Annotated in this window: 21 protein-coding genes; 15 read left to right on the plus strand and 6 right to left on the minus strand. The window is 34.1% G+C overall.

The window, feature by feature from the left end; genetic code table 11:
• Window positions 1–3 precede the first annotated feature (3 nt).
• The gene (nadE, locus tag KZH69_RS04335; protein ID WP_219316234.1) at window positions 4–801 is read right to left on the minus strand and encodes an NAD(+) synthase; all 798 of its coding nucleotides are present in this window, start codon (window positions 799–801) and stop codon (window positions 4–6) included.
• Window positions 802–1,000: 199 nt separating this feature from the next.
• Between nadE and gldB the strand changes: the two genes are divergently transcribed.
• Both gldB and gldC read left to right on the plus strand, forming a co-directional pair.
• Entirely contained in the window at window positions 1,001–1,957 is a 957-nt protein-coding gene (gene gldB, locus KZH69_RS04340; protein ID WP_219316235.1) for a gliding motility lipoprotein GldB, read from the plus strand.
• Window positions 1,957–2,292, plus strand: coding sequence for a gliding motility protein GldC (gene gldC / locus KZH69_RS04345; protein WP_219316236.1), 336 nt, complete (start codon window positions 1,957–1,959; stop codon window positions 2,290–2,292). The genes gldB and gldC overlap by 1 nt, the downstream gene beginning before the upstream one ends.
• A 98-nt stretch (window positions 2,293–2,390) precedes the next feature.
• On the opposite strand, the gene KZH69_RS04350 is transcribed toward gldC, so the two are convergent.
• From KZH69_RS04350 to KZH69_RS04370, 5 genes are all read right to left on the minus strand, one after another.
• The gene (locus tag KZH69_RS04350) at window positions 2,391–2,957 is read right to left on the minus strand and encodes a hypothetical protein (RefSeq protein WP_219316237.1); all 567 of its coding nucleotides are present in this window, start codon (window positions 2,955–2,957) and stop codon (window positions 2,391–2,393) included.
• A gap of 2 nt (window positions 2,958–2,959) precedes the next feature.
• Window positions 2,960–3,517, minus strand: a complete 558-nt coding sequence (locus tag KZH69_RS04355; RefSeq protein ID WP_219316238.1) for a hypothetical protein — start codon at window positions 3,515–3,517, stop codon at window positions 2,960–2,962.
• Window positions 3,518–3,522: 5 nt separating this feature from the next.
• Complete coding sequence (locus KZH69_RS04360; RefSeq protein WP_219316239.1) at window positions 3,523–3,861, minus strand: hypothetical protein; 339 nt, start codon at window positions 3,859–3,861, stop codon at window positions 3,523–3,525.
• A 349-nt stretch (window positions 3,862–4,210) separates the two neighbouring features.
• Window positions 4,211–4,831 (minus strand): ribosome biogenesis GTP-binding protein YihA/YsxC, encoded by a 621-nt coding sequence (gene yihA, locus KZH69_RS04365; protein WP_219316240.1) that lies wholly within the window; start codon window positions 4,829–4,831, stop codon window positions 4,211–4,213.
• 29 nt (window positions 4,832–4,860) lie between these two features.
• Window positions 4,861–5,634: an alpha/beta fold hydrolase gene (locus tag KZH69_RS04370; RefSeq protein ID WP_219316241.1), complete on the minus strand. Its 774-nt coding sequence runs from the start codon at window positions 5,632–5,634 to the stop codon at window positions 4,861–4,863.
• A 375-nt stretch (window positions 5,635–6,009) separates the two neighbouring features.
• Here KZH69_RS04370 and KZH69_RS04375 point away from each other — a divergent pair, with 375 nt between their 5' ends.
• The 13 genes from KZH69_RS04375 to ftsZ all read left to right on the plus strand — a co-directional run bounded on the left by KZH69_RS04375 (window position 6,010) and on the right by ftsZ (window position 21,918).
• Entirely contained in the window at window positions 6,010–6,483 is a 474-nt protein-coding gene (locus tag KZH69_RS04375) for a division/cell wall cluster transcriptional repressor MraZ (protein ID WP_100842140.1), read from the plus strand.
• On the plus strand, window positions 6,458–7,366 hold the full coding sequence (gene rsmH / locus KZH69_RS04380) for a 16S rRNA (cytosine(1402)-N(4))-methyltransferase RsmH (protein ID WP_219316242.1): 909 nt from the start codon (window positions 6,458–6,460) through the stop codon (window positions 7,364–7,366). Before KZH69_RS04375 ends, rsmH begins: the two co-directional genes overlap by 26 nt.
• A 4-nt stretch (window positions 7,367–7,370) precedes the next feature.
• Complete coding sequence (locus KZH69_RS04385; RefSeq protein ID WP_219316243.1) at window positions 7,371–7,718, plus strand: FtsL-like putative cell division protein; 348 nt, start codon at window positions 7,371–7,373, stop codon at window positions 7,716–7,718.
• On the plus strand, window positions 7,709–9,712 hold the full coding sequence (locus tag KZH69_RS04390; protein WP_219316244.1) for a PASTA domain-containing penicillin-binding protein: 2,004 nt from the start codon (window positions 7,709–7,711) through the stop codon (window positions 9,710–9,712). The genes KZH69_RS04385 and KZH69_RS04390 overlap by 10 nt, the downstream gene beginning before the upstream one ends.
• Window positions 9,709–11,172, plus strand: coding sequence for a UDP-N-acetylmuramoyl-L-alanyl-D-glutamate--2,6-diaminopimelate ligase (locus KZH69_RS04395; RefSeq protein WP_219316245.1), 1,464 nt, complete (start codon window positions 9,709–9,711; stop codon window positions 11,170–11,172). The genes KZH69_RS04390 and KZH69_RS04395 overlap by 4 nt, the downstream gene beginning before the upstream one ends.
• 93 nt (window positions 11,173–11,265) lie before the next feature.
• The gene (gene mraY / locus KZH69_RS04400; protein ID WP_219316246.1) at window positions 11,266–12,495 is read left to right on the plus strand and encodes a phospho-N-acetylmuramoyl-pentapeptide-transferase; all 1,230 of its coding nucleotides are present in this window, start codon (window positions 11,266–11,268) and stop codon (window positions 12,493–12,495) included.
• 1 nt (window position 12,496) lies between these two features.
• Window positions 12,497–13,828 carry a UDP-N-acetylmuramoyl-L-alanine--D-glutamate ligase gene (gene murD, locus KZH69_RS04405; protein WP_219316247.1) on the plus strand — a complete coding sequence of 444 codons (1,332 nt, stop codon included), beginning with the start codon at window positions 12,497–12,499 and terminating at the stop codon, window positions 13,826–13,828.
• A 51-nt stretch (window positions 13,829–13,879) separates the two neighbouring features.
• Window positions 13,880–15,199, plus strand: coding sequence for an FtsW/RodA/SpoVE family cell cycle protein (locus tag KZH69_RS04410; RefSeq protein WP_219316248.1), 1,320 nt, complete (start codon window positions 13,880–13,882; stop codon window positions 15,197–15,199).
• 80 nt (window positions 15,200–15,279) lie between these two features.
• On the plus strand, window positions 15,280–16,383 hold the full coding sequence (gene murG / locus KZH69_RS04415) for an undecaprenyldiphospho-muramoylpentapeptide beta-N-acetylglucosaminyltransferase (protein WP_219316249.1): 1,104 nt from the start codon (window positions 15,280–15,282) through the stop codon (window positions 16,381–16,383).
• A 26-nt stretch (window positions 16,384–16,409) separates the two neighbouring features.
• Window positions 16,410–17,759: a UDP-N-acetylmuramate--L-alanine ligase gene (murC, locus tag KZH69_RS04420; RefSeq protein WP_219316250.1), complete on the plus strand. Its 1,350-nt coding sequence runs from the start codon at window positions 16,410–16,412 to the stop codon at window positions 17,757–17,759.
• The gene (locus KZH69_RS04425) at window positions 17,746–18,468 is read left to right on the plus strand and encodes a cell division protein FtsQ/DivIB (protein WP_219316251.1); all 723 of its coding nucleotides are present in this window, start codon (window positions 17,746–17,748) and stop codon (window positions 18,466–18,468) included. The genes murC and KZH69_RS04425 overlap by 14 nt, the downstream gene beginning before the upstream one ends.
• Window positions 18,469–18,474: 6 nt before the next feature.
• Window positions 18,475–19,866, plus strand: a complete 1,392-nt coding sequence (gene ftsA, locus KZH69_RS04430) for a cell division protein FtsA (protein WP_219316252.1) — start codon at window positions 18,475–18,477, stop codon at window positions 19,864–19,866.
• A 93-nt stretch (window positions 19,867–19,959) separates the two neighbouring features.
• On the plus strand, window positions 19,960–21,918 hold the full coding sequence (ftsZ, locus tag KZH69_RS04435) for a cell division protein FtsZ (RefSeq protein ID WP_219316253.1): 1,959 nt from the start codon (window positions 19,960–19,962) through the stop codon (window positions 21,916–21,918).
• Window positions 21,919–22,007: the final 89 nt, after the last annotated feature.

Here is a 22,007-nt window from a genome sequence, read left to right on the forward strand (position 1 = left end):
TTTTTAACAGTTTATAGTGCAAACTGGTATCGGATTCATCTTGTGTTGGTTGTTTTGATTGAGTTTTTTATAGATTTTTAAAACTTCTTTTTCGCGTTCTGTGAATGTATTTGTGTTTGTTTCTGAGTCAGTTAGGTACATTGCCCATTCCAATTCATCATAACTGGCTCCTATTTGGTCTTCATCTGTTCGTTCATCTCCAAATAATCCATCGGTAGGAGCTGCTGTTAAAATAGAATTTGGAATTTTTAGATAGGCGCCTAGTTCGTAGACTTCGGATTTCATTAAATCGGCAATTGGACTTAAATCTACACCACCATCACCATATTTAGTATAAAAGCCCACTCCAAAATCTTCAACTTTATTTCCAGTTCCTGCTACCAATAGACCATGTATTCCTGCAAAATAATACAAAGTGGTCATTCTTAGTCGGGAACGGGTGTTTGCAAGGGATAAATGTAGTTTGTGTAAATCACTTGTTTCTGGAACTTGTTTTTTGAAGTCTTCAAAAACCGATGTTAGGTCAGCTTCAATACTACTGACGTTTGGAAATTGCTTTTTTAACTGTTCAATGTGTTCGCGTCCGCGAGTAACATGGCTATGCGCCTGATGAATTGGCATTTCCACACATAGTACTTTTAAACCTGTTTGGGCGCAGAGGGTTGAGGTTACTGCAGAATCAACTCCGCCAGAAATTCCGATAACAAATCCATTGACTTTTGAGTTTTCAGCATAACTTTTTAGCCATTCTACAATATGAGTATTTACTTTTTCGATTTGAAGGGTTCTTTTTTTAGTCATAATAGTTTAAGTTTTAAAAAGCAGGAATGTATATTTGCAAAAAATATAAGTTCAATGTTTTCGGAATTTCATTGGAAACAAATTTAAATAAAATAATACAATTGAATAGAGCATGTTTGATATTGGTTGAAAAAACTGATGAAGATTTACGAATTATTCTTAAAACATATCAGGGAACTGATAAATAAATAAAATATACATGAAATTATTTCTCTTATCCATAGTTTGTAGTTTTCTTTTTTGGTCTTGTGATCAAAAAAGTAAAGTGGAAAAAACTATTGAGGAAACGCCAGTAGATATAAAGGTAGAACGTTTTGATAAACAGTTTTTCGAAACACCACCAAAAGATTTGGCAAAATTAAAAAAACAATACCCTTATTTTTTCTCGCCGCAGATTAATGACACAGTTTGGTTGAATAAAATGTCGGCGCCTATTTGGAGAGAAGTGTATACCGAAGTTCAAAAAAAGTATCCGACAACGGAAGGAATTCAAAATAATGTAGAAGCTTTGGTTCAACACATTAAGTATTATTTCCCAAGGACCAAAACACCCAAAGTGATTACATTGATTTCAGACATGGATTATACGAATAAAGCCATTTACGCCGATTCACTAGTTATAATTTCGTTGGAATTGTATTTGGGGAAAGAGCATAAATTTTATCAATTTCCAAAATACTTAAAGCAAAATTTTGAAGAAAGAGAAATGATGCCAGATGTGGTAAAGAGTTTTGCTGCCTCTAAAATTGCTGCTCAAACTGATAAGAATTTGTTGTCACAGATGATTTATTTTGGGAAAGAACTTTATTTGAAAGATATTTTATTGCCTGACTATACTGATGCCGAGAAAATGGGCTACACACCAGAGCAAATTGTTTGGTGCCAAGAAAATGAAAGTTATATATGGCGTTATTTTATAGAAAGAGAAATGCTTTTTAGCGACGAGCAAAAGTTGACGTCTCGCTTTATTGATCCAGCTCCTTTTTCTAAATTTTATTTAGAAATAGATAATGATTCTCCAGGGCAGGTAGGGTCTTGGATAGGCTGGCAGATAGTTAGGTCTTTTATGGTTAATAATGATGTTACGGTAGACCAATTATTAAAAACGGATGCCAAAGAAATTTTCGAAAAATCAAAATACAAACCCAAGAAATAATGGCAAATAAAAGTACCTCAGAAATTAAATTTTTAGTCGAATTGGACGAAAATCGTGTTCCGGAAAAATTGTTTTGGACAGCAAAAGATGGTGGAGTGGAGCTTTCAGAATCAAAAGCAATCATGCTTAATGTTTGGGATAGTAAAGCCAAGGAAAGCATGCGCATCGATTTGTGGACTAAAGAAATGCCTGTTGATGAAATGAAAATTTTCTTCCATCAAACCTTAGTGGCTATGGCGGATACTTTCAAAAGAGCTACAAATGATGAAAAGATGTCAGATACAATGTTGGACTTCTGTGATTATTTCGCTGAAAAATTAGAGCTGAAGAAATAGGTTTTTAATGATGTGTATAAAAAACCCAAAACTAATATGAAGTTAAGTTTTGGGTTTTTGCTTCTAATTGTATGGTTTAAAATTGTGATTACTCTTCTTTAAAAAGTATAACCTATTCGTAAATCTAAATTAATCGTAGCATCACTGGAGTTAGATGAATAACCAGAACTTTTTGCAAAATAATATATATATCCAATTCCAATACCAGCTTCATAATTAAAGTGTTTACCTATCGATCGTCTAATACCCCAAGTGGGAATAATTGAGAGATCAGGTACTATTTGTACATTGTCGTAATTTGAAATGGCAAACCAATTAGGATGATAGCTTGTTTTTAAGGAAATAAAATTACCACTGTTGTTGCTGATATTTCTTGATTTTTTAATTCTTGCATTAAGATTATAATAAAATCTTGGTTCTAAGGTTAATACAGGAGTTATTATGTAGCCAGTTTCAGGATAAAAACTTCCGCCCCAAATCCCGCTATCGAGACCTATCTCACTTCGTAATGCTATACTATTTGTAAGTTTAGATTCCACGTTTCCCCAAATACCAAATGTTCCTATTTGTACTCCATAAACGGTTTTTTCTACACTTGCAATTTGTGCATTTATAAGTTGACATAACAATATGACTAAACTCAAATAGATTATTTTTTTATTCATTTTTAAAAGATTAAACCTAAAGAAATTCCAAAGCCAGTAGTTTTATACCAGCCTTTGTCTTTACTTTTTTCAATTTCAATTTCATTACTTTTCTTTAATATATCTACATAATATGATAGGTGTTGGTTATATTCTACAATAATGCCAATACCCATTTTAGCACAGAAACCGTCCCCACTAAACGATTCAGACCATTTGATGTTCTTCCCAGTTTGTAAATAGGCAAAAAAACGATTGCCACCATTTTCATTTGTAAAAACTCTTAAATCGACTATATAAGGAGTTGAAAAGAAAGTTTGGTCGACATTATAGTTTAAACTTATTCCAGCTGAAATGGCTACGCGATTATAAAATCGAATACCGTAAATGGTGTTTAAGTCAAAAGAAAAACCCTTACTACTCCTGTCCTTATCTGTACTATATCTTGTGAAATAACTTTCAGTGTTTTTTACACTTGACAGAGATGTCATATTTATAAAGTCAATTCTGGACTTCTTTTTATTTTGAGCATAAAAAGTAGTCGAAAGAAATAGTAGACCTATAATTATTTTTTTTGTCATATTATTCATTCAATATATGAATTAAATTTACTTCCATGCCACCCGCTAGTGTTGTGTACCGCGCCAATAATTTGTACGGTAAAATTGGATGGTGTGGCTAATAGATTTCCTGGTCCACCTGATACCTTCCATGCTTCAGTTCCAGAATCAGAGGCGGTTAAAGAAATTTCTCCCCACCAATCAAATGTTTTTTGTCGAACAGCAATGGATGTACCTTTGTCTACTAAAGATTTTTGAACAATCATTTTCCCGTTTTCGGGGAATTTAGCAATAAACGTCCTGTTTGATGGTGGGTTATATGAACTATTGTTTGTTACTTCACGAATCTGTGATGTGATTGTCAAATACAGTACATTACATGGTTTTGCTTTGTTTTCATGAAATCAAACTATTTTTTAACTTTTTACTATTTTACAAATATAACAAAGAAAAAGTTAATAAAGTTTTTTCTTTCAAACAGGCTTATAGATATAGTGATTTTCTTTAGTTGTCAGGAAAGAATTAAGTTTGTGGAATTGTTTTTAACGAGAAAGTTATAATTTTATTAATGCTTAAAAAATAGATTAAGAAAGTTTAGACTTTCCTAAAATAACCTTAGATATTTTAGCCTAAAGCCATAATAGATTTCAATAAAAAAAATATCCCAAAACCGAATTTTCAGTTTTGGGATATTTTTTATATGCTAACTAAATTTTAAAACTCAGAATTATTCTTGAAAACCTCTTGGTTTACTTCATCAATATAGTTTAGTAATTCTTCTTTTCCTGTTGATTCTGTTGCCGAAGTCACAAAGTAATGTGGCATTTCGGCCCAGTTGTTGGCAAACATTTGTTTTTTGTATGCTGCAATATGGGAATCGATTTTTACTTTACTGATTTTATCGGCTTTCGTGAAAATAATGCAAAATGGAATTTCACTTTCGCCCATATAGGACATGAATTCTATGTCGATTGTCTGTGCTTCATGACGAATGTCAATCAAAACAAAAGCACAAACCAACTGCTCTCTTGTTTCGAAATAATCGGTGATGAATTCTTGAAATATGGATTTTGTTTTTTTGGAAACTTTGGCATAACCATAACCTGGTAAATCTACTAGAAACCAATTGTTATTGATTAAAAAGTGATTGATTAGTTGGGTTTTTCCAGGTCTTCCAGATGTTTTTGCCAATTTTTTTTGATTGGTCAACATATTTATCAACGAAGATTTCCCAACATTGGAACGACCAATAAAAGCATATTCCGGCAAAAAGTCCTTCGGACATTTGCTTACATCTGAGTTGCTTATTACGAATTCGGCGGTATTAATTTTCATGTTTTTGAGTGTAAAATTCTCCTTTTCGATTAGTGTTCTCTAAGATGAGTGTGGGTAAGCCAGTCTTCAAGATGTTTGTTAAATTCTTCTGGTTGTTCCATCATGGCAGCATGACCGCATTTGTCAATCCAGTATAAAGTGGAATTGGGCAATAACTTATGAAATTCTTCGGCTACATCCGGAGGAGTAACTTTGTCGTTTTTCCCCCAAATAATACAGGTTTGCACGTGCATTTTTGGTAAATCTTTGGCCATATTGTGGCGAATTGCACTTTTGGCAATCGTTAATGTTTTAATCAGTTTTACACGATCATTTACGGTAGCGTACACTTCGTCAATAAGTTCTGGAGTGGCTATTTTTGGATCGTAAAATACGTCTTCGGCTTTTTTCTTGATGTATTCGTAGTCGCCTCTTTTTGGGTAACTATCACCCATAGCACTTTCGTATAATCCTGAACTTCCAGTAATTACTAACCCAGATACTTTTTCTGGAAACATTTTGGTATGGTATAAAGCGATGTGTCCACCTAGTGAATTTCCTAAAAGAATAACTCTATCTAATTTTTTGAACGTAATGAAGTTTTTTACATAAACAGCAAAACTCTTTACGTTTGTTTTTAATATATTTTGTGTGTAAATAGGCAAATCTGGAATGATGATTCTGTACCCTTTGTTAGAAAAGTGACTTGCTACAGCATCAAAATTGCTAAGTCCCCCCATTAAACCATGTAAGATGACAATCGGAATTCCTTCGCCTGCTTCGTAATATCCGTATTTGCCTTCTTTTTTATAGTATTTTTCCATGTTTTAAATGACAATTTTCAATTTTTCACAAATATAGGGTTTATAAAATTAAAAAGAATTTTAGCAGGTATTTTTTAACCTTTTATTCTCTTTAGTGTAAAGAATGGTTTTTAGAGCTTAATTTGTCATTTTTTTAACTAATGAATAATCGATTTTTTAAGCTTTTATGAATGTGTTTCAATTATCAAAATTAGAGGCTTTTTAACAAATCAGAATCTTTCTTACAAAATCTTGGTGTATCGGCTAATGTTCTGATTGTCTATAAACTAAGCATTTTTGGGCAAAAGTGGTTAAACTTATTAACAAAGTGGTATATAGTGGTAAATTGTGGTAAAATTTTATATATTTTTGCTTTATACAATTAATACTATTCACTTGGACACAATTATAGGGACATATGAGTGTAAAGTCGATGCAAAAGGACGGGTTTTATTACCTGCTCCCTTAAAAAAGCAATTGGCTTCCTCGCTTCAAAACGGTTTTGTTTTGAAGCGTTCTGTATTTCAGCCCTGTCTAGAATTGTATCCTATGGAAGAGTGGGATTTGATGATGAAAAAAATCAACAAACTTAATCGTTTCGTAAAAAAGAACAATGACTTTATCCGTCGTTTTACCGCTGGAGTGAAGGTGGTAGAAATAGATGCGTTGGGTAGGTTATTGGTTCCTAAAGATTTAGTGGTCTTTGCTAGTATTTTTAAAGATGTAGTTTTTTCTTCTGCAGTTAACATTGTAGAAATTTGGGATAAGGATTTGTATGAGAAATCAATAGACGGTGCAGATGTTGATTTTGCAGATTTAGCCGAAGAGGTAATGGGTAATTTAAATGACGACGACAATGGAATATCATAATCCAGTATTGCTTCACGCTTCGGTGGATGGCTTGAATATAAATCCGGACGGAATTTATGTGGATGTAACTTTTGGAGGAGGTGGTCATTCAAAAGAGATTTTGAGCAGGCTGGGGCCAAATGGTAAATTGTTTGCCTTTGACCAAGATGAAGATGCTTTGGCGAATGCTTTACCAGACGAAAGATTTACATTGATTAACGAAAATTTTAGATTCATAAAAAGATTTTTGCGTTTTTATGGTGTGAAAGAAGTGGATGGAATTTTGGGAGATTTAGGAGTTTCTTCTCATCAGTTTGATGTTCCCGAAAGAGGTTTTTCAACCCGATTTGATGCTGAACTGGATATGAGAATGAGTCAAAAAAATGATTTGAATGCGTATCGAGTAGTAAATGAGTATGATGAAACTAACTTAAAAAGAGTGTTCTTGGATTATGGAGAATTGAAAAATGCACCAGCTTTGGCAAGAACAATTGTAGAGGCTAGAGAGCATCAATTAATTAAAACAACTGATGAGTTGAAGGAAGTCTTGGCGAAATATTTGCCGGAAAGAGTGCGAAATAAAATATTGGCTCAAATCTATCAGGCGATACGTATCGAGGTGAATCAAGAAATGGATGTTTTGAAAGAATTTTTGGAACAATCCCTTGAGATTTTGAAACCAGGCGGAAGATTGAGCGTGATTTCGTATCACTCATTAGAAGATCGACTGGTAAAAAGATTTATCAAAAACGGAATGTTTGAAGGAGAACCAGAACGCGATTTTTATGGAAATTTCTCGGTTCCTTTTAAAACCGTCGGGAAATTAATTGTTCCTGATAGCGAAGAAATCAAAATAAACAATAGAGCCAGAAGTGCTAAATTGAGAATTGCAGAGAAAAAGTAATACAATGAAAGGTGGAATTTATAACATACTAAAAGCACAGTTTCTTATAGACGATAACGCAGTCAAAAATTGGCGTTTTATTGTCTTTGTGATTTTACTTGCTATAATAATGATTGCCAATACACAACGTTACGAACAAAAAGTATTTAAAATTGTTGAATTAACCAATAAAGTAAAAGAGTTGCGATCTGAATTTGTAGACAGACGTTCCGAGTTGATGAAACTCAAAATGGAATCTACTGTTTCATCCAAAATGGAAGAAAAACAAATTTTTCCATCAACCGTTCCCCCAGTTAAAATTGAAGTTAAAGAACCTCAGGAGAAAAATTTCTTAGAAAAAATATGGCAGTAGAAGATAAATATATATCCTATAGAACCTACTTGGTTGCCTTTTTCATCTTTTTGATGGCAATTGCTATTGCTGTTAAGTTAACGAATATTCAATGGGTTGATGGGGATCATTATAGACAATTAGCTAAAGAAAGAACGGTTAAGAATTTTGTTATTCCTGCCAATAAAGGAAATATCTATTCGGCTGATGGAAGTCTTTTGGCAACTTCAATTCCTAATTATGCAATTCGTTTTGATGCGGTAGCACCAAAAACGGAGACTTTTGAAAAAAATGTAAAATTGCTATCAGATTCATTGGGAATGTTGCTTAAAAAATCAAGCAGTACGATTCAAAATGAATTGCGTAGAGCAAGAGTCCATAAAAATAGATACTATTTAGTAGCTCAGGGATTGAGTTTTACGGAGTATATGAAAATAAAAGGGTTTCCGTTATTTAATTTGGGGGCTTACAAAGGAGGAATAATTGTTGAACAAAAAACAATAAGAGAACATCCAATCGGAAAGATTGCGGAGCGCACTATTGGCTACGAAAGAAAAATGGCTGAAGGATATTCAGACGGAAAAGGAATCGAGTGGGCGTATAGCAAATACCTTAACGGAAAAGACGGTAAAATATTAAAACAAAAAATTGCTAAAGGACAATGGAAACCCATTCGTGATGTAAACGAAGTAGAGCCTCAAGATGGTTATGATGTGATATCAACAATTGATGTTTATATTCAGGATATTGCGCATCATGCTTTGTTGAAACAATTGGAAGAATATGAGGCTGATCACGGCTGTGTTGTGGTTATGGAAACTAAGACTGGTCATATCAAAGCCATTTCAAATTTAGGAAGAGCTACAGATGGCAGTTATTATGAAACTACGAATTATGCTTATGCTGAATCACATGAGCCTGGATCGACTTTTAAATTGGTCGATTTAATGGCAATACTAGAAGATAAAGTGGCAGATACAAGTACTGTTTATGATAGTCACGGTGGTATAATTACGTATTCAGGACGAAAAGTAAGAGATTCTCATGAAGGCGGCTATGGTAAAATATCCCTAGCCCGCGGATTTGAAGTTTCGTCGAATACAGTAATGGTTCAAGCGGTTTATAATAATTACAAAAACAATCCTACGAAATTTGTAAATCATATTAATTCTTATGGTTTAGATAAGAAATTAGGACTTGCTTTTCAAGGTGAAGGAAAACCTTTCATTCCGCAACCAAGTGATAAAAATTGGTCAAATATTTCACTTCCATGGATGGCTTTCGGATATGGTGTTTCGGTTACGCCTTTGCAAACATTAACGTTTTATAATGCTGTTGCAAATAATGGAGTGATGGTGAAACCGCAATTGGTTTCTGAAATCAAAGCATGGAATAAAACCATAAAAAAATACGATACAGAGGTAATGAACCCAAGGATTTGTTCTCCTGAAACGTTACGAAAAGTTAAGGCAGTTTTGGCGAATGTGGTAAAAAAAGGGACAGGGGCAAAACTGTATTCTAAAGATTTTTCTATGGCGGGTAAAACTGGGACTGCGGCAGTCAATTATGCTCAAAATGGAGGAATGGATAAGTATTATGCCTCTTCATTTGTTGGCTATTTTCCCGCTGATAATCCTAAGTATTCTTGTATTGTGGTAGTTCACAAACCTAATACTTCGGGAAATAATTATTACGGAGCCGATGTCGCCGGGCCAGTTTTTAAAAGAATTGCCCAAAAAATATTTACAGATACTCCTTCTACTAATGTGATTAAAAAATTAGATAATCCTAATCCGAAACAAGAGAGCAGTTACAATGCCTATTTTGTTAAAATGCAAAAAAAGCAAAATTCTATTCCAAATGTAAAGGGGATGGCTGGAATGGATGCAGTTGCTTTATTGGAAAATTTGGGTTTAAAGGTTAGAGCTGTTGGAGTTGGGAAAGTAAAAAAGCAATCCATTCAAGCTGGACAAAGTATTGTAAAAAATTCATCAATTCTATTGGAATTATCATGAGTATATTAAAAGATATATTATATAAAGTAGCGATAGAATCTGTAACAGGTTCGACTGAGATTGCTATAAATCAATTGCATTTTGATTCTAGAAAAGTAGAGAAAAATGATGCTTTTATAGCAATTCGCGGTACTATTTCAGATGGTCATGATTTTATTGAAAAAGCAATTGAGCTTGGTGCTTTTGCTATTATTTGTGAAACACTTCCAGTAAGTTTGATAAATGGTATAACTTATGTGTGCGTAAGAGACACCAATGCTGCTTTGGCATTTATGGCTGCCAATTATTTTGGTAATCCATCACAAAAATTGAAATTGGTCGGTATTACAGGAACGAATGGTAAAACGACTATTGCCTCATTGCTGTATCAAATGTTTAAGAAGGCAGGTTTCAAAGTAGGATTACTTTCGACTGTAAAGATTTTGGTAGATGATATTGAATATAAAGCAACCCACACGACGCCAGATTCGATTACCATTAATCATTTTCTGAAAGAAATGGTTGATGCGGGAGTTGAATATTGTTTCATGGAAGTAAGTTCACATGGTATTCATCAAAAACGTACAGAAGCATTGCATTTTAGAGGAGGAATATTCACTAATTTATCCCATGATCATTTAGATTACCATCCTACGTTTGCTGAATATAGAGACGTAAAGAAATCCTTTTTTGATCAATTACCAGGTAGCGCTTTTGCTCTTACGAATATTGATGATAAAAATGGACAGGTGATGCTTCAAAACACATCGGCTAAGAAACTTACGTATGCGCTAAAAACATACGCTGATTATAAAGCTCAAATTCTCGAAAATCAATTATCCGGTTTGTTGTTGAAAATAAACGGAAATGAAGTTTGGGTGAAATTAATCGGAACTTTTAATGCGTACAATTTGTTAGCAATATATGGAACGGCAGTAGAATTGGGATTAGACAGTTTGGAAGTACTTCGTTTGATGTCTGAATTGGAAAGTGTTTCCGGACGATTTCAATATATTGTTTCCAATACAAATATAACGGCTATAGTAGATTATGCCCATACGCCAGATGCACTCGAAAATGTTTTGAACACCATTACCGATGTGCGAACTAATAATGAGCAATTAATAACAGTCGTGGGATGCGGTGGAAATAGAGATACTGCGAAACGCCCTATTATGGCTAATATTGCTACCGAATTGAGTGATAAAGTAATTATCACTTCAGATAATCCTAGAAACGAAGATCCTGAGGTGATTATTCAAGAAATGGAAAAAGGAGTTCAACCGCAAAATTTCAAAAAAGTTCTGTCGATTACAGATAGGTTTCAAGCCATCAAAACGGCTTGTCAATTGGCTCAACCCAACGATATTATATTGATTGCTGGTAAAGGCCACGAAACTTATCAGGAAATCAAAGGAGTTCGTCATGATTTTGATGATATGAAAAATGTAAAAGAAATTTTAGATCAATTAGGAAAATAATTGTTTAATCGGTTATTTGTTTATTCGTTTAAACGGATACTGGAAGACCTAACGATTACACAAATTAACGATTAACCAAATAAACAAAGAGATATGCTATACTACTTATTTCAATATTTAGACAAAGTAATGGATGTTCCCGGAACGGGGGTTTTTCAATACATCACCTTTAGATCATCCTTAGCATTGATGTTATCATTGTTATTGTCTACTATTTATGGGAAGCGTATAATTGGATTTTTAAGTAGACAGCAAGTTGGAGAAACCGTTAGAGAATTAGGATTGGCAGGACAAAACGAAAAAGCGGGTACACCTACAATGGGGGGGATTATTATCATATTTGCAACTTTAGTTCCTGTGGTACTTTTTGCAAAATTGCATAACATTTATATTGTTTTATTGATAGTGACCACCTTGTGGATGGGAACAATTGGTTTTGTTGACGATTATATTAAGATTTTCAAGAAAGATAAACAAGGTCTTAAAGGTATTTTTAAAGTATTTGGTCAAGTTGGATTGGGAATAATCGTAGGGTCAGTTTTGTATTTCAGTCCTGCCGTTACGGTTAGAACCGATACGGGTAAGGTTGATATTTTTAAACAAACTACTGAAACCGTTGTTGCACCAGCTTCATTGGAAGAAAAATCTACTGCTACAACAATCCCTTTTTTTAAAAATAATGAATTTGATTATGCTGAATTGTTAGCATGGACAGGTGAGGGTTATGAAAAATGGGCTTGGTTGGTTTTTATACCGATTGTTATTTTTATTATAACAGCAGTTTCAAACGGAGCCAATTTAACAGATGGTATTGATGGTCTGGCGGCGGGAACTTCAGCAGTCTCGGTTTTTGCACTGGCGATTTTTACTTTCGTTTCTGGTAATATTATTTTTTCCAATTATTTGAATATAATGTATATACCCAATTCGGGTGAAATGACTGTTTTTATAGCTTCATTTCTTGGTGCTCTGATAGGTTTTCTTTGGTACAACTCCTATCCGGCTTCGGTATTTATGGGGGATACAGGAAGTTTAACCATTGGTGGAATTATTGCAGTACTAGCTATTGCGGTTCGAAAAGAAATGTTGATTCCTTTATTGTGCGGAATCTTTTTGGTCGAAAACTTCTCAGTTGTTTTGCAAGTAAGTTATTTTAAATATACCAAAAAGCGTTTTGGTGAAGGACGAAGGATTTTTCTAATGTCGCCACTGCATCACCACTATCAAAAGAAAGGATACCATGAAAGTAAGATAGTGACGCGGTTTTGGGTAGTAGCTATTATGTTGGCCATTTTATCAATTGTTACACTGAAATTGAGATAATATGAGGCTAGTTATATTAGGAGGAGGTGAAAGCGGTGTTGGTACTGCTATTCTTGGAAAGAAAGAAGGATATGATGTTTTTGTTTCCGATTTTGGAAAAATAAAAGACAGTTATAAAGAGGTGTTAATCATTAATGATATCGCTTGGGAAGAGGAGAAGCACACAGAAGAGTTGATTCTGAATGCCGATTTGGTAATGAAAAGCCCGGGAATACCGGATAAATCGCCAATCGTAAAGCAACTTAAAAGTAAGGGTATTTCTGTAATTTCTGAAATTGAATTTGCAGCTCCTTTTACAAATGCAGTTACAGTAGGTATAACAGGGAGTAACGGGAAAACAACAACAACGATGTTGACCTATCATATCTTGAAGACGGCAGGGTTAAATGTTGGTTTAGCCGGAAATGTGGGTAAAAGTTTTGCTTGGCAGGTTGCAGATAACGATTATGATTTTTATGTGATAGAGCTGAGCAGTTTTCAACTGGACGGAATTTTGGATTACAAACCTCACATTGCCATAATAACGAATATCAGTCCAGATCATTTAGACCGGTATGATTATAAATATCAAAATTATATCGAGTCAAAGTTTCGTATCACGATGAATCAAACAGAGGAGGATTTCCTTATTTATGATGCAAATGATGAAGCCATTTTAGAATGGTTGAGTAAAAATAAAGTTAAAGCCCAATTAATTCCTTTTTCGTTAACGGACGAATTCAAAGAAGGAGCTTATATAAAAAATAACAAAATGGAAGTAAAGATCAACCACGAAGAGTTTACAATGGAAACTGAATACATTGCATTGGAAGGAAAACATAATTTAAAGAATGCTATGGCGGCCACTTCTGTTGCGAAGATTTTGCAAATAAGAAAAGAAACGATTCGTGAGAGTTTATCTAATTTTCAAGGTGTTGAGCACCGCTTGGAAAAAGTATTGAAGATTCAAAATGTACAATATATTAATGATTCAAAAGCGACCAATGTAAATTCAGTATTCTTTGCTTTAGATAGTATGAATACACCTACTGTTTGGATAGTTGGTGGTGTTGATAAAGGAAATGATTATCATGAATTAATGTCTTTGGTTCGTGAAAAAGTGAAAGCAATTATTTGTTTAGGAGTTGATAATAAAAAAATTATCGATGCCTTCGGAAATGTGGTAGATATCATGGTTGAAGTAACTAGTATGAATGAAGCAGTTCGTATGGCGCAACGTTTATCCGAAAAAGGGGATACTGTTTTATTGTCGCCAGCTTGTGCCAGTTTTGATTTGTTCGAAAGTTACGAGGATAGAGGTAGACAATTCAAACAAGCGGTAAAAAATTTATAATTATAGATTCTGTAAAAATCTAAACTCAGTATTCTAAACTCTAAAATTAAAATGAAAGAACTAATTAACAAGCTAAAAGGAGATAAAGGCATTTGGTCATTCGTGGCCTTATTGGGTCTATTTTCCTTTATGCCCGTTTTTAGTGCTAGTAGTAATTTGGCTTATTTAGGTCATGGTACAGGGAATACTTTAGGGTATTTGGTCAAACACTTTGCTCATATCTGTATCGGGTTTTTAATTATTTATTGGGTGCACAAAATACCGTATCATTATTTTAGAGCGATTTCAAAAGCGGGATTGCCTATAGTTTGGCTTTTATTAGCTTATACTTTGATTAAAGGAACTGTGATTGCCGGTGCGAATGCCAGTAGATGGATTCAGATTCCTTTTATAGGATTATCGTTTCAAACATCGACGTTGGCTGCGATTATTTTATTCATATTCGTGGCTCGTTATTTGTCAAAAACCAGGGAGATGCCTATTACTTTTAAGTCTTCTTTGTGGGAGCTTTGGTTGCCGGTTTTTATGACATTGATGTTTATTTTACCGGCCAATTTCTCTACAACAGCTTTGATTTTTGCAATGGTAATCATGCTTGTTTTCATTGGCAGATATCCTTTGAAATACATCTTTTTTATCATAGGTTCTGGTATTTTGTTTCTGACGTTTTTTATATTAATAGCAAAAGCATTTCCGGATTCCAGATTTTTTAGTCGAGTAGGAACTTGGGGAAGCCGAATTGAAAATTTTACAAGTAATAAAGCGGATGAGGATGATTATCAAATAGAAAAAGCTAAAATAGCTATTGCTTCGGGGCAAATCTATGGTTTAGGTCCAGGTAAAAGTGTTCAGAAAAATTTCTTACCACAGTCTTCGTCCGATTTTATTTATGCCATTATTGTTGAAGAATATGGTCTTGTAGGCGGATTTGGTGTTCTTGTATTATATCTTCTATTACTATTCCGATTTGTTGTTGCCTCTCATAAAGCGAATACGCTCTTTGGGAAATTGGTCGTAATAGGCTTAGGTTTTCCAATGATTTTTCAAGCCATGATTAATATGGCGGTTGCCGTTGAATTATTGCCTGTTACAGGACAAACACTACCATTGATAAGTAGTGGTGGTAGTTCGATTTGGATGACTTGCTTTGGGCTTGGAATTATTTTGAGCGTAACCAAAAAAGAAGATGAAATAGCACAGGAAAAATTAGATAAAGAAAAAAGAGAAGAAATACTTCAAAAGCTTATTGATAGAGAAATGGAAGCAGATCTTGAGGAAGCAGATTTTAAAAATGTAAATGACAATTTTGATACTAGTGATTATTCCATTACGGATAATTCTACTAACCCAATGAAAGCGGTGCTGAAATAATTGGGTTTGATAGATTTTAATATAATAATACAGTTCGTTACAATTTAGTACTAAAAGAAGCAACTTAGAAACTTTTCAAAATGGCAAAGCATAGATTTATCTTGAGTGGGGGAGGTACAGGAGGGCATATATATCCTGCAATTGCTATTGCGAATGAATTGCAGTTGCGTTTTCCTGATGCTGAAATTTTGTTTGTTGGTGCCAAAGACAAAATGGAAATGCAAAAAGTGCCTCAGGCAGGTTACAAAATAAAAGGCCTTTGGATTGCTGGTTTACAAAGAAAACTAACAATTCAAAATGCAATGTTCCCATTTAAATTACTGAATAGTTTGTGGGAATCCAGAAAAATCATTAAAAAATTTAAACCGGATGTTGTGATTGGAACAGGAGGTTTTGCTAGTGGTCCATTGTTAAAAATGGCAAATAGTATGAATGTCCCGACGGTAATTCAAGAACAAAACTCGTATCCAGGAATTACTAATAAACTTTTGAGTAAGAAAGCAAATGTCATTTGTGTGGCATATGATCATTTGGAACGATTTTTTCCAAAAGAAAAAATGATTTTAACGGGGAATCCAGTCCGTCAGGATTTGGTGGAGATTCAAAGTAAAAGAGAAGAAGCAGTTCAATATTTCCAATTAGATAAAAGCAAAAAAACACTATTAGTTCTGGGAGGGAGTCTAGGGGCGAGAAGAATCAACCAGCTAATCGAAAAAGAGTTAGATAAATTACTGTCTTTGAATGTGCAAGTAATCTGGCAATGCGGAAAGTTTTATTTAGAAGATTATAAAAGATATAATAAGCATAATGTACAAGTAGTTGCTTTTATTGAGAGAATGGATTTGGTTTATGCGGCTGCAGATGTAGTGATTTCACGTGCGGGTGCTTCTTCGGTTTCGGAGTTGTGTATCGTTGGGAAACCGGTAATTTTTATTCCTTCTCCTAATGTAGCAGAGGATCATCAAACTAAAAATGCTCAGGCAATTGTGAATAAGAAAGGAGCAATTTTACTAAAAGAATCACAGCTAGATGAGGACTTTATTTTGGTATTCGAATCGTTAATCAAAGACCAAGGAAAGCAAGATCAATTAAGTGAAAATATTAAATTATTGGCTAAGCCAAAAGCAACAGAACAAATTGTTGATGCAATTGTAAAGTTGATCGATGAAAAAAATAGAGAGTAGACCTGAAGAATATTAAACAAAGCAAAATGAATTTAAATCAAATAAAAAACGTCTATTTCATTGGGATTGGAGGCATCGGAATGAGTGCTTTGGCTCGTTATTTCAAGGCTATTGGAAAACAGGTTTCAGGCTATGATAAAACACCATCAATTCTTACTAGTGAATTGATCGAAAGCGGAATTGATATTCATTTTGAAGATAATATTGGGCTAATTCCAAATGAGTTTTATGTTGAAAATACTTTGATAATAATTACCCCAGCAGTGCCAGTTAATCATTCTGAGTGGAATTATTTTTTGGAACGTGATTATGAAGTAAAAAAGAGAGCCGAAGTTTTAGGAATCATTACCCAAGATACCTTTTGTTTTGCTGTAGCTGGAACACACGGAAAAACAACAACTTCGAGTATTTTAGGTCATATTTTGTATGAAAGTGGTGCCGATGTTACTGCTTTTATTGGTGGAATTGTGGAGAATTATGATTCTAATTTAATTGGAAACGGAAAAACAGTTACGGTTGTTGAGGCCGATGAGTTTGATCGTTCTTTTTTGCATTTGCATCCTAATATTGCTTGTATTACATCTATGGATGCCGATCATTTGGATATTTATGGAACAAGCGCCGCAATTGAAGCTTCATTTGTAGAATTTGCGAATAAAGTTGAAGATAAATGCAAGCTTTTTATAACCAATGAATTACCTATTGAAGGTGTTATTTGTGCGGTTAATGAAGAAGCAGTTTTTGAAGCCTTCAACGTAAGAATAGAAAACAGTAGTTATGTTTTTGATGTTAAAGCCCCAAGCGGAATGTTGAAAGATTTGCGTTTTGGATTGCCAGGAAAACATAATTTGATGAATGCTTTAATGGCATTAGCAATGGCAGTAACATACGGCACCCCAACCGATGTTATTGCCAACGCTTTGGCTTCTTTCAAAGGAATTAGAAGACGGTTTTCATACCAGATAAAGGAAGAAAATTTAGTATATATAGATGATTATGCGCACCATCCTACCGAAATAAACGCAGTGCATCAAGCCGTTCGTGAATTGTATCCTGATCAAAAAGTATTAGCCATTTTTCAACCACATTTATTTAGCAGGACGAGAGATTTTGCGGATAATTTTGCAAAAAGTTTATCGGCTTTTGATGAAGTGTTTTTGATGGAAATTTATCCAGCTCGTGAATTGCCAATGGAAGGTGTTACGTCTCAATGGCTTATGAATAAAATGACAAATGAACATAAAAAAATAGTTAGTAAAGAGGATTTAATTACGGAAATTTTAGCTAATGACGCTCGTGTAATTGTAACGATTGGTGCAGGTGATCTGGGTGAAATGGTTCCTTTAATTAAAAAAGCATTATATGAAAGTCTTTAATTTGAATAATATAAGATTATTATTAATGTTTGTTTTGGTGATTTTTCTTTTTTCGTTTACATCCAAACGAAATTCTAAAAGAAAATTAATCAAATCAGAGGTTATTTTTGTGGGTGAAAACGCTCTTTTTCTAAAAGGTGAAACGGTTAATAAATTGTTGATAGAAAATAATGGGAACGCTTCAACCATAAGAAAAGATAGGCTAGATTTGAATAAATTGGAGCAAGTATTAAATGCTCAAGAAATGATCGATAAGGCAGATGTGTATGTGAGTATCGATGGTGTTCTAAAGGCAGTTGTAAAACAAAAGACACCTATAGCTAGGGTCTTTAATGACGAGGGTTCCTTTTATATTGACAGTGAGGGAAATACCATGCCTTTGTCGGCTAATTTTACAGCTCGTGTTCCACTTGTTTCTGGGGAGATTAACAAGAAAAACAACAAAGATTTATTTAAATTATTTAAGATAATTTATGATGATGCGTTTTTGCGAAAAAACATCATTGGCATACAAATTATGCCTAATGGTAGCTTATTAATGCTCAATAGAAATTATAATTATCAAATTGATTTTGGAAGTTTGATAAATGTTGAACGAAAATTCCAAAACTATAAAGCTTTTTTTCAAAAAGTAAGTTTGGATAGTTCTTTGAATAAATATAAAAAAATAGATCTGAGATTTACGGAACAAGTAGTTTGCACAAAATAATAGAAAATGGAAAAAGAGAATATTGCAGTAGGTCTAGATATTGGGACGACGAAAATTGTTGCCATGATAGGCAAAAAGAATGAGTATGGAAAACTTGAAATTTTGGGTGTTGGTAAATCTAAAAGTTTAGGTGTGGCAAGAGGTGTAGTTAATAATATTACGCAAACTATTCAATCTATTCAACAAGCAATCCTTGAAGCGGAAAATAATTCCGGTTATAAAATTAAAGATGTTGTTGTTGGTATTGCCGGGCAGCATATCCGAAGCATTCAACATAGTGATTACATCAGTAGAAGTAATCCGGAAGAAGTAATAGGCGGAAATGATATTGATTTGTTAATCAATCAAGTTCATAAATTGGCCATGTTACCAGGTGAAGAGATTATTCATGTATTACCACAAGAATTTAAAATTGATGGTCAATCGGACATTAAAGAACCAATTGGAATGTACGGTGGAAGACTGGAAAGCAGCTTTCATGTGGTGGTTGGACAAGCATCTTCTATTAGAAACGTAGGCAGATGTATTCAAAGTTCCGGTATCGAATTGTCAGGATTGACATTAGAACCATTGGCTTCTTCGGATGCAGTTTTGAGTCAAGAGGAAAAAGAAGCAGGAGTAGCTCTTATTGATATTGGAGGAGGAACAACGGATTTAGCCATTTTTAAAGATGGTATCATTCGTCATACTGCAGTAATTCCTTTTGGAGGAAATGTGATTACAGATGATATTAAGGAGGGTTGTTCTATTATAGAAAAACAAGCCGAATTATTGAAAGTGAAATTTGGTTCTGCATGGCCAGGTGAAAATAAAGATAATGAGATTGTTTCTATTCCAGGTCTAAGAGGAAGAGAGCCAAAAGAGATTTCGTTAAAGAATCTTTCGAAAATAATTAATGCAAGAGTTGTTGAAATTATTGAACAAGTTTTTACAGAAGTAAGAGCTTATGGACATGAGGATCCTCGTAAAAAATTAATCGCAGGTATTGTTCTAACAGGTGGTGGTGCACAATTAAAGCATATTAAGCAATTGGTAGAATACATCACTGGGATGGATACCAGAATTGGTTATCCAAATGAGCATTTAGCAGGTAATTCTGACGAAGAGATTTCAAGCCCATTATATGCAACAGCGGTTGGATTGGTCATGAATAGTATCGAAAATAAAACACAGAGTGCTGTGAAAATGCAAGCGACTGTAACTCCTGAAAAAGTAACTTATTATAGAGAGGCTATTATTGAAGAAAAAGTAGAAATTAAAGAAGAGGTTTATGTACAACCTGAAAGAGTGCTTCAAGTAGATTCTCTCAAGGAAGAATCAACTGAAAATAAAATAAGAAGATCGTTTTTTGATAAATATGTGGACAAGATTAAAGATTTTTTGGACAACGCAGAATAATAAATAAAGAATAAAAAAGTTATCAAACCTCCTTTTTGCCCCAAGCCTAGAGTAGTGAAAGATAAAGTTAATAAAAAATTAAAACCCCATATGATGCCAAGCAACACAGAATTTGGAAGTATTTCATTTGATTTACCAAAAAATCAATCAAATGTAATCAAAGTAATTGGAGTAGGTGGTGGCGGTAGTAACGCCATAAACCATATGTTTAAACAAGGAATTAAAGGCGTTGATTTCATCGTCTGCAATACCGATTCTCAAGCATTGGACAATAGTGCCGTACCGAACAAAATTCAGTTAGGAATGAATTTAACTGAAGGGCTAGGTGCTGGAGCAAACCCAGATATTGGACACCAATCTGCTATAGAAAGCATCTCTGACATCGAGAAAATGTTGGATGTAAATACTAAAATGGTATTCATTACAGCCGGAATGGGTGGTGGAACTGGAACAGGAGCTGCGCCGGTAATCGCTCAGCTAGCCAAAGAAAGAGACATACTTACAGTAGGGATCGTTACTTTGCCATTTTTGTTCGAAGGAAAAGTACGTCAGGAGCAAGCGCTTATTGGTATCGAAAAATTGCGCAAGCAGGTCGATTCTTTAATCGTTATCAATAATAATAAATTAAGAGAAGTATATGGAAATCTAGGATTCAAAGCCGGATTTTCAAAAGCGGATGAAGTTTTGGCAACTGCCTCTAGAGGAATTGCCGAAGTAATAACGCATCACTATACTCAAAATATCGATTTACGTGATGCTAAAACAGTATTGTATAATAGCGGAACTGCTATTATGGGATCTTCTGTTTCATCAGGTGATAATAGAGCCAAGGAAGGAATTATTGCGGCTTTAGATTCTCCACTTTTAAATGATAATAAAATTACGGGTGCCAAAAATGTATTGTTGCTTATCGTTTCTGGTACTAATGAGATTACTATCGATGAAATTGCCGAAATTAATGAGCATATTCAATACGAAGCAGGATCGAATGCCAATATAATCATGGGGGTTGGTGAAGACGAAACTCTTGGTGATGCCATTGCAGTGACTATTATTGCTACAGGTTTTGATGTAGAACAACAGAATGAGATTGTAAATGTTGAGCCTAAGAAAATCATCCATACACTAGGAGAGGATCAAAAGGGAGTGTTTGATTTGTCTAAAAATACTGTTGCAGGTTTTAATTTGAATAGTGAACTACCAGTTTCAAATACAGAAAAAAGAATCGTTTTTGATTTAATCGAAGATGTTGTTTTTCCAGAAGCTGTAATTCAATCTTCTGTAGTAGCTCCTATCAATGAAGATGAATTAATTGGGATGTCTGAATTTATAAAGAATTTAGATGTGACATTCGAAATTGTTTCTCCTATGAAAGAGACTGATTTTTTTGTTACAAATCCAGTTGTTGAGCAAGTTAGAGTAGTACAGCCAGAGCCAATTCGTTTTGAAGAGAATCAAGAACAAACAGCATTTTCTTTTGATTTGCCATTACAAAAAGCAGAAGCTATTCAAGCCAAAGAGGAAACAAATAACTTCTTGTTTGAATTGACTAATGAAACTCGTGATATCAAAGTGGTACAGCCTGTTCAGTTTGTCCCAGTGACCGAATTGTCGGATAATGGTATTATAAAATACTCTCTTGAAGAATACATGGAAGTTGAGAACGACATGCTGGAAAGCAAACCAGTAGCTAAAGTTGTTGAGGAAGTAATCCAGCCTGAGTTGAATATTACGATGAAACAGGTGATTGAGCCATTATCTCAAGAACCTATCCTTGCAAACAATTCGCCTGTAGACATGACAATCGAAGAAACTTTGCGATTCAGAGCTGAAGAAAGAAGAAGAAAACTTAAAGATTTTAATTATAAGTTTCATGATAATGTATCAAGAGTGGATGAATTAGAAAGAGAACCGGCCTACAAAAGATTTGGTATCGATTTAAGTAGTTCACAAACTAATAATTCCAATTCAAGAATATCTGTTGGAACAGATAGTAACAATGATTTACAGTTGCGTTCTAACAATTCCTATTTACATGACAATGTGGATTAACTAACTCATGCCATTTTGAGATAGCCCGAAAATTTTGTTGAATTTTCGGGCTATTTTTTGAGTTCAAAGCATCGAACAAGTTGTTGTTA

Source organism: Flavobacterium taihuense (assembly GCF_019351435.1).
In the GTDB taxonomy this organism is placed as follows: domain Bacteria; phylum Bacteroidota; class Bacteroidia; order Flavobacteriales; family Flavobacteriaceae; genus Flavobacterium; species Flavobacterium taihuense.

Excerpts from the sequence above, each read along its gene's own strand:
- nadE (WP_219316234.1), bottom strand. The coding sequence starts at position 801 with ATGACTAAAAAAAGAACCCTTCAAATCGAAAAAGTAAATACTCATATT.
- gldB (WP_219316235.1), top strand. The coding sequence starts at position 1,001 with ATGAAATTATTTCTCTTATCCATAGTTTGTAGTTTTCTTTTTTGGTCT.
- gldC (WP_219316236.1), top strand. The coding sequence starts at position 1,957 with ATGGCAAATAAAAGTACCTCAGAAATTAAATTTTTAGTCGAATTGGAC.
- KZH69_RS04350 (WP_219316237.1), bottom strand. The coding sequence starts at position 2,957 with ATGAATAAAAAAATAATCTATTTGAGTTTAGTCATATTGTTATGTCAA.
- KZH69_RS04355 (WP_219316238.1), bottom strand. The coding sequence starts at position 3,517 with ATGACAAAAAAAATAATTATAGGTCTACTATTTCTTTCGACTACTTTT.
- yihA (WP_219316240.1), bottom strand. The coding sequence starts at position 4,831 with ATGAAAATTAATACCGCCGAATTCGTAATAAGCAACTCAGATGTAAGC.
- KZH69_RS04370 (WP_219316241.1), bottom strand. The coding sequence starts at position 5,634 with ATGGAAAAATACTATAAAAAAGAAGGCAAATACGGATATTACGAAGCA.
- rsmH (WP_219316242.1), top strand. The coding sequence starts at position 6,458 with ATGACGACGACAATGGAATATCATAATCCAGTATTGCTTCACGCTTCG.
- KZH69_RS04385 (WP_219316243.1), top strand. The coding sequence starts at position 7,371 with ATGAAAGGTGGAATTTATAACATACTAAAAGCACAGTTTCTTATAGAC.
- KZH69_RS04390 (WP_219316244.1), top strand. The coding sequence starts at position 7,709 with ATGGCAGTAGAAGATAAATATATATCCTATAGAACCTACTTGGTTGCC.
- KZH69_RS04395 (WP_219316245.1), top strand. The coding sequence starts at position 9,709 with ATGAGTATATTAAAAGATATATTATATAAAGTAGCGATAGAATCTGTA.
- mraY (WP_219316246.1), top strand. The coding sequence starts at position 11,266 with ATGCTATACTACTTATTTCAATATTTAGACAAAGTAATGGATGTTCCC.
- murD (WP_219316247.1), top strand. The coding sequence starts at position 12,497 with ATGAGGCTAGTTATATTAGGAGGAGGTGAAAGCGGTGTTGGTACTGCT.
- KZH69_RS04410 (WP_219316248.1), top strand. The coding sequence starts at position 13,880 with ATGAAAGAACTAATTAACAAGCTAAAAGGAGATAAAGGCATTTGGTCA.
- murG (WP_219316249.1), top strand. The coding sequence starts at position 15,280 with ATGGCAAAGCATAGATTTATCTTGAGTGGGGGAGGTACAGGAGGGCAT.
- murC (WP_219316250.1), top strand. The coding sequence starts at position 16,410 with ATGAATTTAAATCAAATAAAAAACGTCTATTTCATTGGGATTGGAGGC.
- KZH69_RS04425 (WP_219316251.1), top strand. The coding sequence starts at position 17,746 with ATGAAAGTCTTTAATTTGAATAATATAAGATTATTATTAATGTTTGTT.
- ftsA (WP_219316252.1), top strand. The coding sequence starts at position 18,475 with ATGGAAAAAGAGAATATTGCAGTAGGTCTAGATATTGGGACGACGAAA.
- ftsZ (WP_219316253.1), top strand. The coding sequence starts at position 19,960 with ATGCCAAGCAACACAGAATTTGGAAGTATTTCATTTGATTTACCAAAA.